General features: G+C 42.6%; 14 protein-coding genes and 1 pseudogene. 4 read left to right on the plus strand and 11 right to left on the minus strand.

The window, feature by feature from the left end; translation table 11 throughout:
- Nucleotides 1–766 (plus strand): IS3 family transposase (locus OQX62_RS18480; RefSeq protein WP_265833103.1); only part of this gene is annotated, 766 nt, incomplete at its 5' end.
- Nucleotides 767–1,596: 830 nt separating this feature from the next.
- Here the strand turns inward: OQX62_RS18480 and OQX62_RS25210 are convergent.
- Nucleotides 1,597–2,118 (minus strand): annotated as a pseudogene (locus OQX62_RS25210) (IS256 family transposase).
- Nucleotides 2,119–2,370, minus strand: a complete 252-nt coding sequence (locus OQX62_RS18490) for a hypothetical protein (RefSeq protein WP_265833105.1) — start codon at nt 2,368–2,370, stop codon at nt 2,119–2,121.
- Between the two features lie 641 nt (nt 2,371–3,011).
- Between OQX62_RS18490 and OQX62_RS18495 the strand changes: the two genes are divergently transcribed.
- The 3 genes from OQX62_RS18495 (at nt 3,012) to OQX62_RS18505 (ending at nt 9,817) form a co-directional block, all read left to right on the plus strand.
- Nucleotides 3,012–4,085 (plus strand): glycosyltransferase family 2 protein, encoded by a 1,074-nt coding sequence (locus tag OQX62_RS18495; protein WP_265833106.1) that lies wholly within the window; start codon nt 3,012–3,014, stop codon nt 4,083–4,085.
- A 2,213-nt stretch (nt 4,086–6,298) separates the two neighbouring features.
- Nucleotides 6,299–7,612 (plus strand): glycosyltransferase family 2 protein, encoded by a 1,314-nt coding sequence (locus tag OQX62_RS18500; protein ID WP_265833107.1) that lies wholly within the window; start codon nt 6,299–6,301, stop codon nt 7,610–7,612.
- Between the two features lie 894 nt (nt 7,613–8,506).
- A complete protein-coding gene (locus OQX62_RS18505; protein WP_265833108.1) occupies nt 8,507–9,817 on the plus strand; it encodes a DUF6266 family protein in 1,311 nt (436 codons plus the stop codon).
- Nucleotides 9,818–9,869: 52 nt separating this feature from the next.
- On the opposite strand, the gene OQX62_RS18510 is transcribed toward OQX62_RS18505, so the two are convergent.
- From OQX62_RS18510 to OQX62_RS18550, 9 genes are all read right to left on the minus strand, one after another.
- Nucleotides 9,870–10,790 carry a hypothetical protein gene (locus tag OQX62_RS18510; protein ID WP_265833109.1) on the minus strand — a complete coding sequence of 307 codons (921 nt, stop codon included), beginning with the start codon at nt 10,788–10,790 and terminating at the stop codon, nt 9,870–9,872.
- Between the two features lie 233 nt (nt 10,791–11,023).
- On the minus strand, nt 11,024–11,740 hold the full coding sequence (locus OQX62_RS18515) for a hypothetical protein (RefSeq protein WP_265833110.1): 717 nt from the start codon (nt 11,738–11,740) through the stop codon (nt 11,024–11,026).
- A gap of 6 nt (nt 11,741–11,746) precedes the next feature.
- On the minus strand, nt 11,747–13,174 hold the full coding sequence (locus tag OQX62_RS18520) for a beta-1,6-N-acetylglucosaminyltransferase (RefSeq protein WP_265833111.1): 1,428 nt from the start codon (nt 13,172–13,174) through the stop codon (nt 11,747–11,749).
- A 6-nt stretch (nt 13,175–13,180) separates the two neighbouring features.
- Entirely contained in the window at nt 13,181–14,485 is a 1,305-nt protein-coding gene (locus OQX62_RS18525) for an HlyD family secretion protein (protein WP_265833112.1), read from the minus strand.
- 11 nt (nt 14,486–14,496) lie between these two features.
- Nucleotides 14,497–16,698 carry a peptidase domain-containing ABC transporter gene (locus OQX62_RS18530; protein WP_265833113.1) on the minus strand — a complete coding sequence of 734 codons (2,202 nt, stop codon included), beginning with the start codon at nt 16,696–16,698 and terminating at the stop codon, nt 14,497–14,499.
- A 29-nt stretch (nt 16,699–16,727) separates the two neighbouring features.
- Entirely contained in the window at nt 16,728–18,176 is a 1,449-nt protein-coding gene (locus tag OQX62_RS18535) for a hypothetical protein (protein WP_265833114.1), read from the minus strand.
- Entirely contained in the window at nt 18,169–21,285 is a 3,117-nt protein-coding gene (locus tag OQX62_RS18540) for a lantibiotic dehydratase (RefSeq protein ID WP_265833115.1), read from the minus strand. Before OQX62_RS18540 ends, OQX62_RS18535 begins: the two co-directional genes overlap by 8 nt.
- Nucleotides 21,278–22,162 (minus strand): LLM class flavin-dependent oxidoreductase, encoded by an 885-nt coding sequence (locus OQX62_RS18545; protein WP_265833116.1) that lies wholly within the window; start codon nt 22,160–22,162, stop codon nt 21,278–21,280. The genes OQX62_RS18540 and OQX62_RS18545 overlap by 8 nt, the downstream gene beginning before the upstream one ends.
- Nucleotides 22,162–23,409, minus strand: a complete 1,248-nt coding sequence (locus OQX62_RS18550) for a lanthionine synthetase LanC family protein (RefSeq protein ID WP_265833117.1) — start codon at nt 23,407–23,409, stop codon at nt 22,162–22,164. Before OQX62_RS18550 ends, OQX62_RS18545 begins: the two co-directional genes overlap by 1 nt.
- Nucleotides 23,410–23,421 lie beyond the last annotated feature (12 nt).

A 23,421-nucleotide genomic window follows, 5' to 3' on the forward strand; every position in this document is an offset into this window, starting at 1 on the left:
GCCGAAATCCATGTATTATTATCAAAAGTTAAAGGATGATTCAGAAACAATAGCTAAACTTCAGGAACTGTCTTTGGCTTATCCAACTGAAGGACAGGATCTATACTATGGAAGAATCCGTACACAGGGCTATAAATGGAATTATAAAAGAGTCAGGCGCGTGTATCTATTACTAGGATTAAATCAAAGAAGGAAAGTACGCAAGCGTTTACCAGCGCGGGTAAAAACTCCGCTGTTACGTCCGGATAATCCTGGAGAAATGTGGTCTATGGACTTTATGAACGATGTGCTGACCAATCAAAGAAAGTTCAGGACACTAAATGTCATAGATGATTTTAACCGGGAAGCCATTGCTATTGAAGTTGCTCATTCTATGCCGGCGGTAAGAGTAACCAGGATATTAGAACAAGTCATTTGCGAGCAAGGAAAACCAAAATGTATCAGGGTTGATAATGGACCAGAATTTATCAGTAAGGAATTCAGTACATGGTGCAAGGATAATCACATTGAAATTCGATATACACAGCCTGGAAGGCCAATGCAAAATGGATATATAGAACGTTTTAATCGCAGCTTTAGGGAAAGTATTCTGGATGCGTATTTATTCGATGATATAACGCAAGTACAGCTACTAGCAGAGGAATGGGTAAACGATTACAACTCAAAGAGGCCACATGAAGCTTTGGAAGGTAAAACACCGCTGGAATATAGAGCACAATGGAGCCTCAGCATGCAGTCAACTCCTGCGGAGTCGACTGCATGCTGAGGGATAAGAAATAATATATAAATTTGAATTCTCGCCTCCTAAACCGGTTCGAAAAAAGGGAGGGTTACACATTAATATAGAACTTCAGAGCATATTGTATATTAAGTTGAAACTGTTTAGAATAAAGAGTAAAGTCAAAAAATTATAGATATTTCAGAAAAGTACAGTAATTGTTATACACTTAACAAACGTCAATGTATAATAATATTCATACTAATAATGATAAATGCTATGCCGGATGATGATTAGCAAGTATATTATATTTGAGTCAAAAGGACTATAAATAGAAAAATTATATAGTTACATTTATATACAGCACTACACAATTCCAATTGGTGTTTAGGAAGACCTGAAAATCCTTAAAAGAGTAGGGAGAATTTAAAGTTTTTAACGATTTTTTGATTAAAAAAATCTTAAGCAATTATGCCTAGAATTTGGTATGCATATGTAGGCGGAAATCCTCAAGAACCAAGTAGCTGGTTTAGAGCTACAGTTAAACCATCCTGTGTAACAGGCTCAAATTTATGTGCAATTTACGCTTATAATGGAGATATAAATCCCGCTCCATTTTCAATAAACTTATCCAATTACATCAGCAACGCACTAATTAATTCGGTACCTCAACCACTGTCGCCAGCGGGTGCAAAAAAATACGTTTATTTAAAGTCCTGATAATTTTATCTCGGATTCTGGCTGATCTAACTGTTGTTGATCATTTCCTGAGGAATTTTGTATAAGTGGCCAAAGGTATTGCATTTAAAGTCGACATTTATTATCAAATGTAATATTAAACTGGTTGATGATCATGCCCCAATCTCTGATGGCACGATCTATTTTCTGGATATTCGTTGTCGATAAGTATACGTGTTTAATTGCAACCTAACCATCAGGAAAAGGATTTTGGCTTTGGTGAATTTCCTGATGCCACTGTTGAGACTTTCAATCATATTTATGGTATAAATGATCTTACGGATCTCCAGTGGAAATTGGAAGTAACTGGTCATTGGTTTTCAGTTATTTTCCCAGCTGGCAACGGCATAGCCATACTTACTTCCCTATTTCTTGCCGAAGTCATTCAATGCATACCTGGCATAATCGCTGTTTACCCTGCCATAGATTTCCTTCAGGTCAGCAGCAGAAAGTTTGCGTTCTTTCCAAGATACATATTTACAGACGTTCAGTATCTGATGGACCACGAAGAGCTGGGTAATGGTTAGTGGAAATATTTCCGCAATAACTTCAATAAAACCAGTGAGGTTATCCGTACAGGCGATTAAGATCTTCTCAACGCCTCTTGCTTTAAAATCAGTGAGTACGTTCGGCCGGAAAGAAGCACTTTCTGTTTCATTGATCTACATTCCTAAAATCTCTTTTAAAAAGTCATTTTTAAGCCCGATGACCGGACAGATATACTTGTTAACCACCTTTCCATTATGAAGGATCTTGAACTGGATGCGCCCTTTAGAAGCATATTTTTCATAGGCTAGGTGATCATCGAGTTCACCCTGAAGGATTTCATTACCAACTTGTTTGAACATTTCCAGGAAAAATTTCTGCAACGTTCCCTGGACTTGAATTGCTTTATAAAGTCCTTCGGTAATCATAAGTTATTATCTTTCTTAATGTTTTTATCTAAAGTTCTGAATTTTATCAAACAAAAGGAACCTTTTTTGATGATTCTTTAAATATACTACGGTTAGCGGGACTTTTTTCCTACTTACACAAAATTCTAAACACTACGACTATACTTTCTCAAAAATGATCACTAAACCTTAATGATCTGTTCATCAATATTCCTCACGTTTGCGCCATTAAAGTTCATCCCAAAGATTTTTGATTTAAGTGGTTTGCTCATCTGTTAATATTACTTAATAGATTAATAAACTAGCATTTCCCAGCCTAACATCCTAGGCGCCAAAAAATATATTTATTTAGAAACACCTTAATAGCAAGTTGACGAAAGTGTTAATGAATTGTGTTTATCGCGGGTTAAGCACAAACGTGAAGGATTATGTTTAATTATAAAAATAAACGCTGGACAATCACTTTTAGTACTGAAGATTAGCAAATCTTAAAATCATGTAGTTCATTGGCTGGGAGTCTACTTTGTCGATAAGACTAAATTAGTGAACTGCAGTTACAGTCAATAGCTAAACTTCAAAACATTATAAAACAAATCTAATTAAGAGCCAGGTGGCCTTCATTATTTAATAGATCCACCTCTATTTTTATAAAAATAAACCAGATGAATAATCCTTTAGTGTCCTGTATAATGCCTACAGCAAATAGGCCAGAAATTATTCCATACGCAATTGATTACTTTCTAAGTCAGCGTTACAAAAATGTGGAGCTGGTCATTATAGACGACAGCGAGGATTCGGTGTACAAATTAATACCGGATAACACGAAGATCAGATATTTCTACTGTCAGCCATTAGGCACCATTGGCGCCATAAGAAATCTTGCCTGCAGTTTAACCCAAGGAGAAATCATCCTCCACTGGGACGACGACGACTGGTATGCGGAGGACTGGATTACACGCAAGGTCGCTACTTTAATAAATTCCAACGCAGATATCTGCGGCTTAAACAAAATCAATTTCTTTGAACCCTTCAAAGATAAAAGACACACTTTCACCGATGCTATACCAGAGCAACCGTGGGTCTACGGACCTACTCTCGCCTATTGGAAAAGCTTCTGGGAAAAACACCACTTCCAGCACATGCAGCTTGGTGAAGACAATGACTTTGTTATGAATTCTGGAGCGAAGATTTGTATCAATGAATACGCGGAAGGATATCTGGGAATTCTCCATGGCAGGAACCTAAGCATGCCTACTTATGAAAATCCAAAAGAAAAACATCAACTGGCAAAATGGATCCAGGTTATAGAAAAACCTCATCAAGCTGAGCTTCCTTCTCCGCTCTCTATTAGCAACGATACTCCTTTGGTATCCTGCATTATGCCGACAGCCAACAGACGCAGGTTTATCCCTACTGCGATAGATCTTTTTTTCCGGCAGGACTATCCAAATAAAGAAATGGTCATTTTTGATAATGGTCAGGATCCGGTTGAAGATATTATTCCAAACGATGAGCGAATACGTTATTATTACCTGAAAACATCTGAGCCATTGGGGATCAAAAGAAACAGAGCAATTGAATACGCACATGGAGAACTGATCGCCCATTGGGATGATGACGACTGGTATGCGGCTGACTGGCTCACGCATCAGGTTCATGCTTTGCTCAATTCTGGTGCAGATTTAGCTGGCATCAATCAGGTGCAGTTCTACTCTCCTACGCAGAATAAATACTGATGGCTAAAAACATGAATTCCAGAAAATCCTGGCTAACCGTCGCGAGTTTAATTTATCGGAAATCATTCTGGTTGATCACCCCTTCAAAGGTCTACAGATTGGAGAAGAAGATGATTGTATCAGGAATAATGGAACCAGTGTATATGCCCATGACTATTATCAGGGCTTTATGGCCACACTTCATTCTAACAATACAAGCATAAAACTCTTCGAAGAAATTGGGGGTAAAATTGGTTGATTGTAATAATTTAGCTTTAGTACATCGATGATGCAACATTTTCCAGAATTAATGATGGTTCGTGCGTTTAGTACATCACATTTCCGAACGTCAATAGAACAATAATGTTGATCGTAAAAATTGAAAGTAATGATATGATTAGCAATTGAACTTTAATAAATTTATAGTAATGACGATAAATATTAATCTAAATTTTAGATCTTTAGAGTACACATAAATATAAAGTAATTACTGCAAATGAAATAAGCGAAATATTTATCAATAATCCAACTTAGCAAGCCCACTGCCTTCACACTTATTTTAGGGATCTCTATCAAGAATTCTATTCTGATGTATCACAAATTACTGCTAATGTGTTATTGATAATAAGCGCAATAATTTCAGATGCCATATTGTATTTAAATTGTATCTAAAAAAGGGCGTAAAGTCAAAAAGTAAATATTACCTAATTTGATCAAATTAGGTAATATTTACTTTAACAATTAGGTAAAATATCACTCTGATTTTAGTTATCTATCAAAATTTCAAATATACATACTTCTTCGCACCTATTGGAAAAGTTGGCTGAGGTATACCAGAAATAAGTGCATTAGAAATATAGTTCTGTAAGTTTGTACTAAAAAAAGAACTTGGGTACCAATCGCAATCAGGCACATAAACAGTACAAATTTTTGTACCAATTAAGCATCCAAATGCAATAGACGTTTTAAAATATTTTGAAGAATCTAATGGAGAGAAATTACCACCCCCGTCTAGAAATCCATACCAACATCTAGCCATAATCATGAATGATTTAAAATAAACCATCAAATTTTTAATAATTCCTACTCTTAAAGGTTTTCGGATTCCCCTTATTCATTTATAATAATGAATATATTCTAATATAAATAATCTGTAATAGACATCATTGAATTTATGTCACATAATTTCGCCCATAAATTCACTAAAAAATATGCAACGAATTACTATCTCTAATACAAATCAAGTTGACCTCCCCCTCGCAAAACCGGACTTTTATAAAGTAGAGATTTTCGGTCAGTGTCAAATAAGGATCATATGCAATTTAACTGTTATTCAAAATCACGGTCATTAGTTATTACTGCATAGTATTCAGCATATTTATCATATAGTTTATTTGATACACACTCTCAAATTAAATTGCAATAAAGTTAGTTGCTGTTATTTAATTTAATCCGGTCATAAGACTCAAAATGCACTTACTCCTTTAATAATGTGTCAACCGAGTTCCCATAATTTTGAAGTTATAAGTAACTTTATAAGAAAAGGATAAGCTGAAAACCTAGACAGAGTAAGCCGTAATTAATTTTTTTTAAGTTTTTTGATGTATAAAAACTAATATTATGCCTGGATGTTGGTATTCTTATGTTGGAGGAAACGTGCTAGAACCAAGTAGTTATTTTCTAGCTTCATGTTCCAGTACACCACCGTGTTGTATAGGCGGTGCAATTTGTGCTATTATGCATTTAATGGAGATATTAATCCATCACCATTATCTCTAAATTTACAAAATTACATATCAAATGCACTCGCTACTTTTATTTGTCAACCTCAATCTCCAGCCGGTGCAACCAAATATGTGAGAATGAAATCGAACTAATTGATATTTTAGATTGTAAGTATTTCAAGATAGTTTAAATGGATTCCTTTCATTATTATTTGTAATTTTATTTATGCCTTTTAAAAATCAATATTTTTTATATCAAATTAATCACATGCTAAATAGTAATGTGATTAATCTGATATAAATTGAAAACATGATCCAAATAATTATTAGAGAGTTATTACAAAATGCCAAGATCAAAATTATAGGAATCGAGTTGATTGTACTAGAGGTTGAGATAGCTTAATCGATTGTTCTGTCACGATTACGAATTGATTTTAAGAACGAAACAATTTACGGTCATAAGTCTTCTAAGTTTTATTCCGCTAATCTATTTTTACAAAAAACATGCAAATGAATAATTACTTTGTTTCCTGTATAATGCCAACAGCAAACAGACCGGGAATCGTTCCTTATGCCATTGAGTACTTTCTGAATCAAGACTATCCAAATGCAGAACTCATCATAGTGGACGATGGAGAAAGCACTGTTCAGCATTTGATTCCAGAGGATAAACGCATCAGGTATTATTACTACCAACCTATTGGAGCCATCGGCGCTGTGCGGAACCTTGCCTGCAGCTTAGCCCAGGGACAGATCATTATCCACTGGGATGATGATGACTGGTATGCAGAAGACTGGATTACACGCCAAGTTGCTACTTTAACTAATCCCAATGCAGATATCTGTGGCTTAAACAAAATCAACTTTTTTGAACCCTTCAAAAACAAAAGACATACTTTCACAGACGCTACACCTGAGCAACCATGGGTGTACGGACCTACTCTCGCCTACTGGAAAAGCTTCTGGGAAAAACGCAACTTCCAGCACATGCAATTGGGAGAAGACAATGACTTTGTCATGAATTCTGGGGCGAAGATTTGTATCAATGAATACACGGAAGGATATCTGGGAATTCTTCATGGAAGAAACTTGAGTATGCCAACATATGAAAATCCAAAAAAGAAACATCAACTGGCAAAATGGATCAAGGTTATAGAAAAACCTTATCAAACCGAGCTTCCTTCGCTGCCCTCCTTTAGCACAGATGCTCCTTTGGTATCCTGCATTATGCCAACAGCCAACCGGCGCAAATTCATTCCTACCGCAATAGATCTCTTTCTTCATCAGGACTATACTAATAAAGAACTGATCATTTTTGATAATGGCCAGTATCCCGTTGAAGATATTATTCCTAAAGATGAGCGGATTCGTTATTATTACCTGGAATCATCTGAACCTCTCGGGATCAAAAGAAACAGAGCAATCGAATATGCCCAAGGAGAACTGATCACCCATTGGGATGATGACGACTGGTATGCGGCTGACTGGCTCACGCATCAGGTTCATGCCTTGCTCAATTCCGGCGCAGATTTAGCGGGCATAAATCAGGTGCAGTTCTACTCGCCTACGCAGAATAAATATTGGATGACTAAAAATATGAACTCCAGAAAACCGTGGCTCACAGGTGCAAGTCTGATCTATCGTAAAGCTTTCTGGGAACAGCATCCTTTCAAGGGACTGCAGATAGGAGAAGATGATGACTTCATCAGAAATAACGGTGGAAAAGTATTTGCACACGATTACTATCAAGGATTCATGGCTACGCTCCATCCTAACAATACAAGTATCAAATTCTTCGAGCAAGCTAATGATAAAACCAATTAATACTTAGTCACATCCGGACTCAAAAGTTATTGAAACAAAAGTCAAAACGTGGTAGTAACGCTGGGATTATGTCATTTAACTAGGCATTTAGGACAAAATGACCATAAAGCTAAGTTGCAGTTTATGTAATTTAGATGTAATGAAGGAATCGCTGAAAACCTTAAATAGAGTAAGCTGACACTTAAAGTTTTATGATGCATTTTGATATACAAATGCATCGCCTATTATGCCTGTTTGTTGGTATGTTTATAATGGAACTGGTGATGTTTATTCTCCATCGAGTTACACTTTGAGCTCATGCGCCTTTAGGCCATCCTGCTGTGCTGGAGATAGAGTCTGCGCCATCGCTGCACCAAATGGAGGTACAAATCCTTCAGTAATTTCAGCTAATATAAGAGCTTATATTGCTAATGGAATAGCAAGACAAATATGTCAACCCGACTTTCCTGTGGGAGCAGTAATTTGGGTAAGAATGAAACCAACGCCATTTGCTAGGGAGGATGATTTCCCTCCTTCAGAAATTCAAACTAATTGAGGATTGATCATTGATATACACCAGCCCCAAAATGTTAACACAGTTTGGGGCTTCTTAATGAAACCACCTATTGATAGAACTTTATCCCACCTACTTGCCGCCTTATAAGCAAACGTGCGAAATATATATAGTAAATATATTGTAAACAATACTAAATAAGGTCTATATAAGGGTTAATAGAAGGTTGAAAGAGGGTTGCACACGTACAACCACAATTAACCTATTAACAATCACTTCACATATATGTGTAAATATTATTTTTCATATATTTTTATTATTGCTTTTAGTTACTTTTATTTATATATTAGTACAACGTAAACTAAATACAACCTATTACCTAAACAATAAATGCTTGAATCATGGCAAAAGTTCCATACGGCATCAATGGGCCATTCATTGGCAGAGTCGGAAATACTATAGGCTACATACTGAACGGAATCAATGTAATCCGTTCCATCGGGGCCTTTCATGGTGAATACACGCCTAAACAACTGGCAAATTACCAGCGTATGGGTCTGATCTCCAGTTTATCAACGGTTATCCAGGAGTTCCTGAAATTTGGATTCGCTGCTGTAGCTGCCCCAACCAAACAAGGTCACACGAACCATTCCATATCTATTAATAAAGAAAAAGCCGTAAAAGGGGTCTATCCGAATCAGGAGACTGATTTTTCTAAACTTATCGTAGCACAGGGAACGGTAGCGATACCAAAAAATCCAATGGTAAAAGTGCTGAATAATAAACTTGAATATCGCTGGGAAGCAGATTTGCAAACAGAAGGAGCTGAAAGTTCGGATCAGGTCATGCTCCTCGCCTACTTTCCTGAAAGTCAGAAAGCGATTGTAATGGCCAGTGGTTCACGCAGAACAATGGAAAAAGAGATACTGGAAATACCGGGATCAAACAAAGATAGAAAGGTAGAAACATACATGGCTTTTGTATCGGATGACCGTAAAAATGCATCAAACAGCGTTTATCTGGGTCAGCTGATCATCCCGGCAACAGCTGAAACAGCACAAAAAAAGCCCGCGGAAGCTGTAAAAACCAAAGATCACCGCCTGAAATTGACAGCAGAAACGGAAGATGCCATAGACCTCATACCTAAGCCTTACAAAGATAAAGATGGCTATAGCGATTTGTATCACTTTGGTTCAAAATACACGGAGCAAACGGAAAAAATGAGGATCGTATCCCCACTTTTATCTTTATTCAAGGATCAGATCAATAAGGGATTTGAGCATGGAGATCGTCGTACTACACCATTTAATAAAGCAGTGAGTCGCAATATCAACGGCGCAATAGGTGGTGGTGACCGCGTTTATAACATCTATTTCCCTGCATTGGTATTCAGCGCAGGAAAAAGGGAAACGGCCTGGGCTACAAAATTGACACTGCACAGTGAAAATGAAGTGAGGGTGAAATGGGAAGTGCCCAAAACAGCTAAAATGTCGCTTATCGGCGACGATGAACCCCATTTTATCTTTTACAACAGAACAAGAGATATCCAATGTGCTACTTACCAAACTTCAAAAAGAAGGGATCTGGAAGCGAGTATAGAACTTTCTGGTGCCAGGAAGGGTGATATCATCTATGCGTATATGTTCTTTGTAGCGCATGATAAAAAGAGTGTCTCGAATACTGATTATTTAGGTTGCATAGAGGTAGAATGAGGAGTTCCCCTGCTGCCTGAAAACAGCAGGGGAATATTTTTTGTTCCGGTTATTAATGATGTGGCCTGATGAAAAACACCGGGGACGCCTGATCCTGATCGTCTGTGATGGGCTTCCATTCATCATTGCCGCCAAAAAACTCTTCTGCACAATAATTGATGTAAACATTATCAGTATCGCAAAGCTGCAGCATAGCAACAACGACAATGGGATAGATCCTGAATTCGTCGATTTCATAGGCAACAAGCACTAAATCATCAGCCTGATCATATTTTCTCAGGAATTGCTCAAGGTATTTCCAGGAATCATCTTGTTTGGCTGCCGAGAGCGTATCAGCATAATCACGCCATTCGCGCAACACGATTGGATACAGGTTTTGTCTGTCTACCTCGTTTTCATGGTACATCAAACTCCAGATCTGTTCGTTGGTATCGGTATAGATATCGTCGTAAGAATGCTGGTCGACATAGTTTTTTAAGGTGGCAGCCCTTCCTTCGTAAGTGTCCATTTCCCATACCTCCTCACCTGCTTTGATGATCAGCTGGGCATCGAGACAGGTGGCCGTAAACTGACCGTCTGATAAACCACTGAATTGTTTAAAGGCATGAATAAACTGATCATAGGCAGGAACGTGATATGGCGCATTTTTAAGGTCAAAATCTCGCCTGGCGATTCCGGATAAACCTAATGCTTCGATTTGAGTACTGAGCTCTCCTGCAAGCTGAGGAATGGGATTAACGTCAGGTGAGGAGCGCTGCGCGTAGCTGTTTTTGAGACCCATTGAAATATCATTGATGGTGAAATAGTATGGATCTTCCCACAAAAGCTCACACTTGTGATCATTCCAATGCTCCGGATCGGGACGGTAATTCAAATTCACGGTCTTCATCATCTCTTCATCGGAGAGTATAATCACCAGCTCTCCGCTATCACCTTTTAAGGTAAAGCTCACATCTAAGTTTTTGGGTTTCATCGAAAATGTTTTATAATGAACGGTACCAGCACGTAGAAAAAAAGCTAATTGGATCGCCTGATTATCTAGTACTGAAGGTTAAAGTGAACGAATATAAATAGAAATAATCCTGAATAACAAGCTCGAAAAGGGCTTATTTCTACTAAAACATTTTAGATTATCTGATAAGCGCAGTTTAATTTGCATTTATTTAAAATAAATGCAGAACGACATAAGCAGGTTTATTTTTTTAATTAAAATTCAGATTTATAGATGTATTTAACGTCAGAAATTTCTGTTTTCAGCTTGTACTTCTGTTCTAATGTGTCAAGATCGTAGTAGGGTGAAATTCCGGCTTGCTGAAGGTTATCATAATAAACACTTCCATTGGCACGAATACCTTCGTGAATCACTATTACAAGATCGCAGATGATAAATTGTTCTTTTTTTGAGCCTAATAGCCTGTACCAGGCAACCTCCAAACCCCAGCCGGACCGACTTTCGATAAAGGAGGGCAAACATTTTTTTAAAGCGTCGCGGGAAAAAAGCGGGCACATCACTTCTACCATACTCACATAACGGTAGGCAGTAAGAGGATGATGGGCGGTTACGGGCCAGCCTACATTTATAGGGTACAGGGAAGGCTGACAGATGTTGATGTGTTGTTGCTGAGCGAAGGAGAACAGCTTTTCTATGTCTCTTGCCGTCATTCTCAGATCATCGTCGGGAAAGAAAAAATAGTCATACTTCAGGAGCAAAAATGGCTGTTCTGTTAACACCTGATGTAATAAAGGATATTTAAAACCGGGTCGCAACAGGAGATAATCACTGATGCTGAAAAAATCTTCATAACCTGACGAATCGTAGTAAATAAATAGCATATCGAAGCCTCTGTTTGGGGCATCCCAGCCCCGGCAAATGTCGAGCGATTTTTTTCCTACCGGTGATATTAACAGGTACTTTCTTTTCATAATGAACTAAAGGTTGGCCAAATGAGTGGTACAAATGATAGTGGGCAACTGCAGTTTTTGATATTGGGTCAGCACTAAAGGTCCCTTCCCGCTGATGGCATTAATACGAAAACCGGCATGGAACAACAAGGTAGGCAAAAGCATGTCGTAGTGCCCGGACCAGCGGGTAGTCAGTTCCTGTTGCAGAAATTTTAAAGCCGCTTTTGAAATTCTGTACAGGGGATGAACGGAACGGTACCGGATAGCGAGTGGCAGGTCTATTTCTTCAGGATGGCTCAGGCACTCCCATCCGGACCAGCAGGGCTGGTCTTTATATTGGCAGAGCTGGCAGGTCACCAGATCTGCATGGATATCATGATCGCGGAAAAAAGCAAAGAAGACCTGCCATTCCCGGGTGGAAAGAGAGACCTGATCTGGCAGGTACCAATAATAATCGCATCCGGGCTGCTGCTGAAAAAATTGAAATAAAGGTAAATGGCTATCCGCAGGATTTGAAGCGGGACTCAGGAAAAATGGCTGCTGATGCTGTTGTAAAGCAGATATGAGCGCAATCGTATTTGGGTCATGTGGATCGCCGGAGATCAGCACCGCTTCTTTATCTATTTTGCTGACAGATGGAACCGGTATGGGAGGAACGATTTTCAGGATCTCCCGGTCTATCTGATCGAGAATTTCAGGGAACAGCTCCTGGTCAAATTTCCTGGCAAAAAGGGCTTTACTGCGCTGGATGACATTGAAATAATGCCTGGTGAGGATACGGGGGTGCATAAATGGAAAATCCCATTTGATGAGGTGTAAGTTTTTATTGAGGAGATGGGTGTTGACGAACTGTTCGTCACAGCTCAGGAGAAGGGTCTGGAAAAAGCTTTCATCGGGTATGCGCACGGATTTAAAGTAGGTCATAAAGCCGGGATTGATCCGCAGGAATTCAAAGATGATTTGGCTGACAGCTGGTGGAAAGGACATCCATTGAGAACCACCGTGCAGGTTTAACTCATCGCGGAATTCTTCATATGCAGGAAAACGGCTAATACCGCCAAACTCCCAGTTTTTAAAGGGAATGGGAAAGTACTGCATAAAGATGGTCTGCGGATGAGCGGCAAAAAAGGATTTGATAAATTTCAGGGGTTTAATGGGATAATCTTGTCCGCTAAGCAGTACGATACGTTTGCTGAAAGGGAGCTCTTTTTGAATATATTTTAAGCCCTCCAGGGTGGCCTGAACCAATGCATAACTGCCCCACTTGGTGTGGAGGCGTTTTTTAAGGAGGTGCAGCTGACTTTCTGCAGGAGGAAAATGATTTTGGTATTCAGCGAGACTGGCCTTTTTATCGAGGTGGATCACGAAGGATGCATCCTGGTCAAGGAGTACATTGACCAGCCGACGGAGCTGGGCAAAGTTTTTATGGGCCAAAATGAGATAGGTGATATGCATAGCTGGTTAATTTTTATGGAGCATTTTTCTAAAATTCCGGAACAGGCGCATGAGTAAGGAACTTTTCTCGGTGATGATCTCGGCATCAGCGCGCATGCCGTGTTTGAGCACAATCTTCTGGTGATGGTCCGTATTTTCAAAATGTCCGAAGCGCACGCGGGCCAAAAATATACTATCATTTATGGGCACATCTGAGACAAAGCTGACCTCTCCCCTGATCATCCCGAACTGTTCAAAGGGAAAACTGCGGAGTTTAATGAGGGTAAGCTGTCCGGTCCTGACTTTCCCCATATTGTATTGGGGAATAGTGATCTGACCGAAAAAATCACCTCGCCCGGGATTGATGACAAAGAGCTCATCGTTGAGATTAACGTTCTGGTTCTGCTGGATAATACCGGCGTAACTAATTGTGCCTGAAATGGGTGCGGTTAAAATGTACTGTTTGACCCATGCATTGGTGCCGGTAATCATATTGTTGAGATGCTGTACAAAATTTGCTTTTTCGTCTTGTATGACATGTTCGAGGTCTACAATCTCCTGCTGTTTGGCAGCATAAGCGGTTTTATTATTGAGCAGCTCGGTTGCACTGCGCTGCAGGGGATATTGGGCAGACAGGTACTTATTCTCCTGCTGTTTATATTCACTGTTGGAGATCACCCCTTTTTTGTAGAGCTTTTGGTAAGCCTGGAACTCCTGTTTGATATTGGCAAATTCGCGCTCCTGGACCTGCTGCTGCGCATCGATCTGTTTGCCGATCTGCCTGATCTCTTCCAACCCGCTTTGCAGGTAATTACGGTTCCTGAGATAGTAGCCGCCACTTTGTGTAGACAGGTAACGGAGGTATTGAGGGTAAAAAACCTGGAATTCGGCCTGCAGTTCACCCAGGTTAAGGCGGCTAAAGTTAAGGTGACTGACAGTGCCTTTACTGATGAGCTGGGTATTGAGCTGCTGAAGGATGGCGGATAGCTGGAGGACATCGCGATGCCGGGCAGTGCTTTCCATAAAGGCAATAGGCTGACCTTGCCGGGCCTCCCTGCCTTCTTTGAGGAGAATGCTGACGATTTTACCGGTTTGTTTGGCGTAGATCACTTTCGGAGCGTTCAGGGAACTGACGACGAGTTCCGTGCGGATCACATCGGGATATTGTACGAAGGCGGTCAGCGCGATAATGGAGATGAGAATCAGGAAGACGAGACTAATGCCTCTCCTCAGGATCCAGGACGGAACAGCGGTCACTATATCCTGAACTTCATCGCTGTTAATCTCATGCAGGGCTGAAGTCTGCTGTTTTGATGTTGATACTGATGGCATAGCTGGACAGATTAAACGTTTAATTCCAGTTGATTTTTGACAAGCTGGTAATATTCTCCTTTCTGGTGAGTCAGACTGGCATGTGAACCCTGTTCTATGACCTCACCGTTATGGAGCACAATAATATTGTCGGCATTTCTAACGGTGCTGAGGCGGTGGGCCACGACCACCACGGTACGCCCCCTGAAAAACTGCTCGAGGTTTTCCATAATCACCTTCTCATTGTTGGCATCGAGTGCATTGGTAGCCTCGTCAAAAAAGAGGTATTCAGGGTTTTTATAGACGGCACGGGCGATGAGCATGCGCTGGCGCTGCCCCTGACTAATCCCGTTGCCTGATGCGCCAATCCTGGTATTGAGGCCAAGGGGCAGTTCGGAAATGAATTCGCTGATATTGGCCATCTCAATGGCATGGTATAATTTTTCCCTGTCGGGATATTCGTCTCCGACTGCAATATTCCTGGCGATGGTGTCGGAAAAGATATAACCATCCTGCATCACGATACCGCAGCTGTTTCTCCAGTGACGGAAACTGATCAGGTCGAGATTCGTATTGCCTACTTTCAGCGTCCCGCTGGGCACCTGGTAAAAACGAAGGAGCAATTTCAGTATCGTGCTTTTACCGCTGCCGCTCATTCCAACAATCGCGGTAGTTTTGCCTTCGGGAATATGGATCGAAACATTCCTGAGAATGGGCTCATTTCCGGCACCGGGATAGGAAAAACTGAGGTTCTGGATATGGATGCTTTTCTGTATGGGCAGCTCGGTGATGAACTCCTGATCAGCCGGCTCCTCGTCTTTCATCTCATGGATCTCGTTTAATCGCTCCAGGCTGATCTTTGCATCCTGAAAATGCTGCAGGAAGCCGAGGAACTGTTCAATGGGACTATTGAGTTGTCCGACAATGTATTGAATCGCCATCATGGCCCCAAGGCTGAGCTGCCCGTCAATCACGAGCTTGGCCACCACAAAGGTAATAATGATATTTTTACCTTCGTTGATAAAAAAAGTACCGAACTGCTGGTACTGCCCAAGTGCAAGGCTGCGGACGTTGAATTTGAACAGCCTGGCCTGTACACGCTCCCATTCCCATCGCTTCTGCTGTTCACAGTTATTGAGCTTAATTTCCTGCATGCCATTGATCAGCTCAACAATATTGCTCTGATTTTGTGAAGAGTTATCGAAGCGCTTAAAATCAAGGTCGCGCCGCTTCCTGAAAAAAATCATGACCCATATGGTGTAGAGGATACTGCTGACCAAAAAAATGATGAAGATGCTGATATTATAATAGGCAAGTACAGCGCCGAAAATGACGAGGGTAAAAAGGGAAAAAATAGTATTGAGGGATGAACCGGTCAGAAAACTTTCGATACGCCCCTGATCTGTCATGCGCTGCATAATATCTCCGGTCATTTTGGTATCGAAAAAGTTCATGGGCAGCTTCATGAGCTTGATCAGGAAATCGGTCAGGATGGAAATATTGATGCGGGTGCTGATATGGAGCAGGATCCAGGAACGGATAAAATCCACACTCATACGGCCCAGGAAAAGCATGAGCTGGGCAATGAGGATCACATAGACAAACCCCACATCGCGGGTATTTACACCAATATCTACGATGGATTGAGTGAGAAATGGAAAGACCAGCTGGAGCAGACTGCCTACAGCGAGACCGGTGACGAGCTGCATAAGCATGCCTTTGAACCTGAAGAGGTAACCCAGGAAATAACTGAGGTCAAGTCCCTCTTCGGCATCTCCTTCCTGGAGGTAAAAATCAGGTCGGGGCGATAGAATGAGCAATATGCCTTTGGCATTTTCAGGATCGCCGGAATTAGCCCAGTGGCCCAAAAACTCCTGCTGGTTATACCTGATGATGCCTTTGGCAGGATCTGCAATGAGGTATTCGGACTGCTGGCGGAAACCGGAGGCAATTTTAAAGAGCACAACGAAATGATTCTGTGTCCAATGCAGGATACAGGGTAAATCTATTTGTGAAAGCTGGCCAAGACTGATATTGGCCCCGGTAGTTCTGAAGCCGATTTTTTCTGCGGCCTCACTGATCCCCAGCAGGGATACCCCTTCCCTGTTGATATTTGAAATAGTGCGGAGACGCTGATTTTTATAGTTCCTGCCGTAAAATTTCGCCACCATTTTGAGACAGGTTGGTCCGCAATCCATTTGGTCGAGCTGCTTAAAAAAAGGAAATTTTCTCATTTGGTCTGGTTTAAATTGGTTCAAGGGGGTCAGTGCTGTGCAGAAAGGCGAAGGTCAAGTGCCTGGTAATAACTGATGGCCCGGACATATTTAGGGTAATCCCGAAAATAAAGCTGCATCAGATCATCTATTCCGGGTGAGGGTGCTATGGTTTCCGAGGGAGCGGACGACTGAAGTGGCGTTCCATATTTCGCTGCAGCGGCATGGATAAGCTGCAGCCTGGTTGCCGTCACCTGGCTGAGGTATTCCGAATGCCCGAACTGATCCTCCGGCGAGCTGAGGACAAGGCTTAAGGCGGGATCCACGAGCATGATGGCATTGAGTAAGGCACACAGCTGAGAATCTACCGACGCAGGAGCCACAAAACAGGCATTCAGAAGGGTATCAAAACTGCTGCGAAAGAAAATCAGGAATCCGGGCCGGTAAAAACTATCGATCCAGAACAGGCCCTGTTGCAGCTCAACGGCCTGATCAAATCCGGCGACATGTCCCAGCAGCAACCCGGCTCCTTTTTTGCCAGCATGGATAATCTGTTCAAATAGGTTGTTTTTTGAATAATGGGGACTGAACTGCAGGTCATCGTGGCAAATCATTATCACCTCCTCATCTTCACGAGCCCCTGCCATACGGATAATCCGGAGAATGGTTTCCCAGCTCATGGCCGCCTCCGGGTCTCCATCACCGGGTGCAACTAATTGTATAGTGAATTCCGGCCTGCTGGTAAATGCTTCTGGTACAGCTGCATGGTGAGTGATGATATAAACCGGAAGCACAAAATCATCGTAGCTGTCCTTTTCTTGCGTATTGCGATCGATGTTTTCTGCGGGCTGCTGCACCGGATAAAATGTATTAACGCTAACCAGCTGGGCTAATTTCAATTCCGTTTTTCTGAACAAATCGGTCACTACACGCTGACTCGAGGCTTCGGCGACAAGCGTATCGGAATAGCCGAACTCCTCCTGGTAAGAGATGAAGGGAAAAATGACAAAGGAAGCACTGGTGAGTGAGGAAAGTTTGGTATCTGCGCTGTCGGTGGGCAGAAAATCAGCATTCATTATTTTTTGATAAAAAGAACGAAAAACGACCATAAACTGCGTGGCACGTAACTGGTTGAGCCAGAATAAACCAGGGGCGACCTGCACTGCGGAGTCGAACCAGCTTAGCCCACCGGAAAGCAGATCTGCATTTTTTTCCTGTGATTCCCGGATGTACCGAATAAATTTTTCCGGCTGATAGGCATCGGTAAATAAGTGATCATCTTCACAGATAATGACCAGCTCCTGGTCAGCAGTAATCGCGCGCTGAATAATTTTACGGATACTTTTCCATAGACCTACGGCACCTGAAGGATCTTCTTCAGCCTGAACGAGGGATAAGTCGAATTCCGAACGGGAGCTGAACTGCGCAAGAATATGCGCTTTTCTGTCGCACCTCTTTTTCAGATTGATGGCGTAAACGGGGATAGGTTGTTTAAGCATGCTGGTGTTTTTTACGGAAAACAGATGGGTACAGATCGTAACAAAGGGCCTCTTTTTTCCGGGGATCAACAGGAAAGAGCCTGTTCATGGACATATGTATGATACTGAAAATCAATTCAGTACTGAGCTGCAGCTGACCAGCAAACCGACGTAACTGCTGGTCACGCTGCGCAAAAATCAGGTGCAGCTGATGGTACCTTTGATCCGGATCTTCCAGAAAGGCAGTGATGAGTGGTTTATTGCGCTGAAAAAAGCTGTTGAGCTTTTTAAAATCCTGACCGGAAAAATTGAATTCCTGTTTGAGACTTTTGCTGATTTGTTTGACATAGGCCATTTTAAGGTGATGTTCCTCCCCGGTATAAAAAAGAGAAAGGTACCAGTCAAGATTATATACCCCGATCAGCCAGTTCATTTGATCGGCTTTAAAATTCCCGGACAGTGCTATTCTCAGGGCCAGTATCGCCTCAGCGTCGGCGCTGAAAATCTCTTCTACGGATGGCAACTGCTGCACTCCGTACCTTTCTATTTCCGGCTGGTAGCTATCGTAATGAATACGGTGAATCAATCCGCTGTGCACAAGTGCTTTGAAAGCCTTATTTAAATGAATGATCAGGGTGGAAATGTCTTCGGGATCACCAATTTTAAACCGGAGGCGCAGGTGAGGTTCAGGATCCGTAAAGCGGATAAAAAACCATCTTTCGAGCGACTGCACCTCCTGCCTGATCAGGGGTAACAGGTCGTGTAGCTGGCGCAGAATGGTTTCTTCCGCCTGGAAAGAATTGAAATAAAGTTTCAGGTATATCCATTCCTCGCCGGGCAGATAAGTCAGGGAGGGTACAACGGTATAAGCCTGACCATCGGCGGTTGCGGCTGCAGGATCTTTTGTACGGTAATAGGAAAACAGCAGCTGGCTGTCATAATTGTTATCACCGTCAGACACATAACGGTTCTCTGTCGCATTGAGGTGTTCCTGAAAAAGCAGGTCATCCTTCGTTTTGAGATCCTTATACAGGATTTTAAGGTACAGGTCCTGGTGCAGGTCAAGCAGCAGCAGGTTATCTGCGTCACCGTAAAAAACCCGCTGGGGAATAGCTTCCTTTCTGCAGATTTCCCGGAGACTGACCCGGAAGAGTTCAAACGAGCCGGTATGGAGCAGACTTTTTTTTACATTCCATTGTGCCGGAGAGATGACAATATTGTGCTCAATCGTCACCCTGGGCAGATAGTTAAATTCCCTCAGCAGTCCCCAGTCCCATAAAAGACTGTTCTGGTTACCCTGATTTTGCAGGTCGCCCAGAAAACTGATAACCGGCAGCTCATCGATTCTGTAGTTATACGCCGTGGTCATGAAAGGGATCACCTGTTTCCTCATTTTTTTGGAGAAGAGCACAATTTTATTGTTTAATACCCTTAGATAGAGGTCGGACAGTTCCAGGTAACACCCGGAGTCGGTGCCAGCGGGCGCATCGGCAATGTTCAATCGCCATGACCTGTTGAAATCCTTCAGGTTCACATTTGCAGTTTTAAGCTGCCCGGTATGTTCCAGTTCCACCAGCAATGCCCCCTCATGGTATTCTTCTTCCTTGTCCAGTATTTCGCCGATAAAATCCTTGATTTCAGGATGGAGAGGTGAAAACCTGGCATATACATTGGCTGCGGAGGGTGCGTGAAGGTCAAAGGGATAGAGCAGGTATGCTCCCCTGTCAACTGCCGCTGCACTGGCAGCGCTGAGTTTAGCCAGAACAGTTAAGGATGGTGGTACATTTGCCGCATTTTCACGCTCGAAAGGTTTCATTTCTTTCAGGCTGATGTTGATTTCATTCAGTCCCAGCACCCTGGCCTGCTTGTATTTATCAATCAGGAACCTGAACCAGTCGTTACAAAAATACTGTACTTTATGGCCGGCTGAAGCAGCCGCACCCTTAACTTCCAGCAGGGAAAGCAGTTCATCATTCTCCGGGAAAGTGATGCGCTTACCGACAGGATAACCAATGCCCAGATCAGGATCCAGGCAGGTCAGCAAGGGTATGGCCTGCTGGTCATAGCGCCGGGAAAATTCTTCCTTAAAAGCATTCAGATCAGGTGATTCATAATCGGGTATGATACGGCTCATGGAGAGCAGCACTTTTCCGAGCTGTTGTGCGACCTGCCGGTTGAGTACACAGGCTAAGTTTTTGTAGCTATCAATTTGAAGTACGGAGGATTCAGACCCCGGCTCACCCAGCAGTTCGCCAAGCATGGTGGTTATCTTTTGTATCTGCGGTATCGTCTGTGCAGGCGTAGTATCTTTAATATGCCCTATGGCTGCATGAAGCGCTTTAAGTCGCTCCCGGACCTCGGGGAATTCTGCACCACCTGAAGGTAATGCGATCAGCTGTGGCAAAATAGCAACATCACTGCTCTTCAGCGAAAGCGAAGAAAGCAGTATCCCGTTTTGCAGCAAGTCATCAATATACTCCGCTACATCGGCAGGATCCAGCTCATCATCATCGCTGATGAGCAGTGCGATCACTGCCAGCTTAGTCCGACCTGATTTGCAATAATTCAGCACTGCTAAAATGACTTCATCGATATCGACGGCCGACAACCTGAATTTTCGCAGTCCCTGCTCTTCTACCGATTCAATATACCTTAATCTGCCATCAATCTGGTAGACCGAATTGTTGGCATAGAGCAAGACTGAATCGTCAAAATTATACCCTGACTGTAACTTATTAATCAGCGCATTGGCCACAGCGGCATCCAGGCGTGCTATTTTCTGCAGCGGAGCAGAAGCTGGTGCAATGCTGGTCGTCTCTTCGCCGAGCGGGATCAGTGAAACGGCCGACATGGTGCTGAAGGGTGTACCGCGCTGACAAATCCTGTTCAGGTATTTCAGTACGCTGATTTTTAGCTTCTCCCCGGGGAAAATGCCATTTAATGCACCTGCTTTAACCAGCAGGGCATAAAAGCCGGGCGAAGCAGTATAGATGGCCTCCATTAAAATGGCAAGCACCGTTTCATCCAGTGGGATTTCATTGATAATTTGTTTTTCCAGTTCAGGCAAAAGCGATACAGGCAAAGCAGAGATCCTTAACATGGCTTTCCCGTAAGTGTGCATATCAGTCATATTGTTGTTTTAATGAATGGATAATTTTGATTTTCTCTGCATAAGTATTGCCCATATTGGCGATGATGATGTCTTTGATATGGGTATGTGCCAGCCGCTCCCCAACGATGTCAGGAAACTCTTCCGGCCTGCAGCAAATTACTTTAGCACCGGCGGTTGCCCTCATCTGCATCATCTTCAGGAATGCATTTCTTTTTGCTTTACTTGCTTCACAATAGACCGCTATTGCCACGGCAAGGGAAGTTTTTTTGTCGGCCGACCTTAACATACCGATCTCCTCCTGATCCAGGGCGTAACTGGAATGAAATAATGAACGGCAATAATGCATTCCGCTATGCGGGTAGGTTTGTATATCCTGAAAAGTTGAGCTCAGCATCCATAGTGCTGGTAAAGTGATCTTCGCCAGCGGCGGAGGGGATATATATGCCGGATTTTGCTCGCGCTTTCCTCCATAAAGACAATCCAGCAGCTCCTGCAGCCGGTCCCTGAAATCCGGATCCTGCTGATAAGTGTGACCAGCGATGATCTGCCCCATATAGGAGGGAATGAAAGGGCGGCATATGCCCAGCTCTACCCTCCCGGGAAACAGTGCAGCTAAAATTTTGTAATAGGAAGCGATTCTGTAAGGTGAATGGTATTTGAGCAGGACGCCGCCGGGACCAATTCTGATGTGTTGCGTTAAGCTTAGAAATAGGGGTAAAAGAGGCTCAGGATTATTGAAATGTATGTTTGCCGTATAGTGTTCTCCAAACCACATCCGGTGGTAACCGAGGCGATCAGCAGCTTTTACATACTCCAGCAATCCGCCATAATCGTATGTATCCATGGTTACATCGCCCAGCTCCAGCAGGCCCAGTTTCATTCCCTGCATTTGCATTACAGGAGCAATAATTTATCCCATGCAGCACTTTTTTCCTGCTCCAGCGAGAGGTTGACCAGCCCCAGTCCGACATATCCATACAGGAATCCAAAATCTTCCTGAGCCATAGAGAGATTACTGTGCAGGCTATGATTTTCCAGACAATAGTCCATTTCTTCTTCAGTGATTTCTTTCCAGTAGGTATAGGCTTTGTGGAGCCTTTCGTCTGCCAGGGACTCATACAGCTTCAGATAAATATAAGCAATGCCGCAGGTACCGTGACAAAAAGAAGGATCTACACTCAGGTCCTCTTTGACAACGCCTGACATCTCCTTTTTAATGGCGGTGGAGCTGAGGGCTATCCTCAATGCATGATCAGTAAAGTCAGCAGAAGAAAGCGTTTTACCTGCCTTGGACAATGTGAAGGCCACACAGATGTCGCCATAACACCAGCCGAGTCGTGCATAATACCGGTCATTTTCTGGCTGTTTTGCATCCTGGAATTTTGCATAGGGAAACCTGAAATCACCCTCGGGATTTTCCTGATCCAGCAACCATAAGGAAGCTTTCCTGATCAGATCTTCCGTCTGTCCGCGCAGTGTTACATCCTCCACCTGCTGGTAAATATCGCAGCAAAAGGAAATAATCCCCGCTACGCCATGTGCCAGTCCGCAGTCATACATGATATGCCTGGAATAGTTTATACTGCTCCGGTCCTGGCGGCGTACATCTACCCAGGTATAATTACCCTTTTCATCCAGCACTTTGGTGTCATGGAGACTGGCGATGAGTTGCTCCAGCCCTTTCCTGCCAAAGTCTTTGTCTTTTTGCTGTAACAGAAATGCACATTTGCCGATATATCCGTACAGCGGGTCATAATTGTGATCCCCCATATCGACTTCGGTAGACTTTAATACCAATTTCTGCAGGTTTTCATCAATGAGTTCATCCAGTGATTCGTCCAGCATATGATTGCTAATCAGGTGATGCAGTACCCAGAGAAATCCCGACAGGCCGCTGCCCAGCGTCATGTCGATCGCTTCGTGCCGGCTGATACTGTCCTCCAGCTCCTCCAGGCTAATGGCGATCAGCGTATATACCTTTTCTGCATAGGCTTCTTTTTGGTAAAACTCGTAGAGGTAAGCATACAATAAAAGCTGCCCGTACCTGCCCAGGAAGAGTCCCGGTCTATTGATTAAAGATTCATGTTCCTCAATATGTGCTGCGATTGATTCCGCGTATTGTTGTATTTTTTCTGCTTTCATTCGGCTATGATT

The organism is Pedobacter sp. MR2016-24 (assembly GCF_026239655.1).
Lineage (GTDB): Bacteria > Bacteroidota > Bacteroidia > Sphingobacteriales > Sphingobacteriaceae > Pedobacter.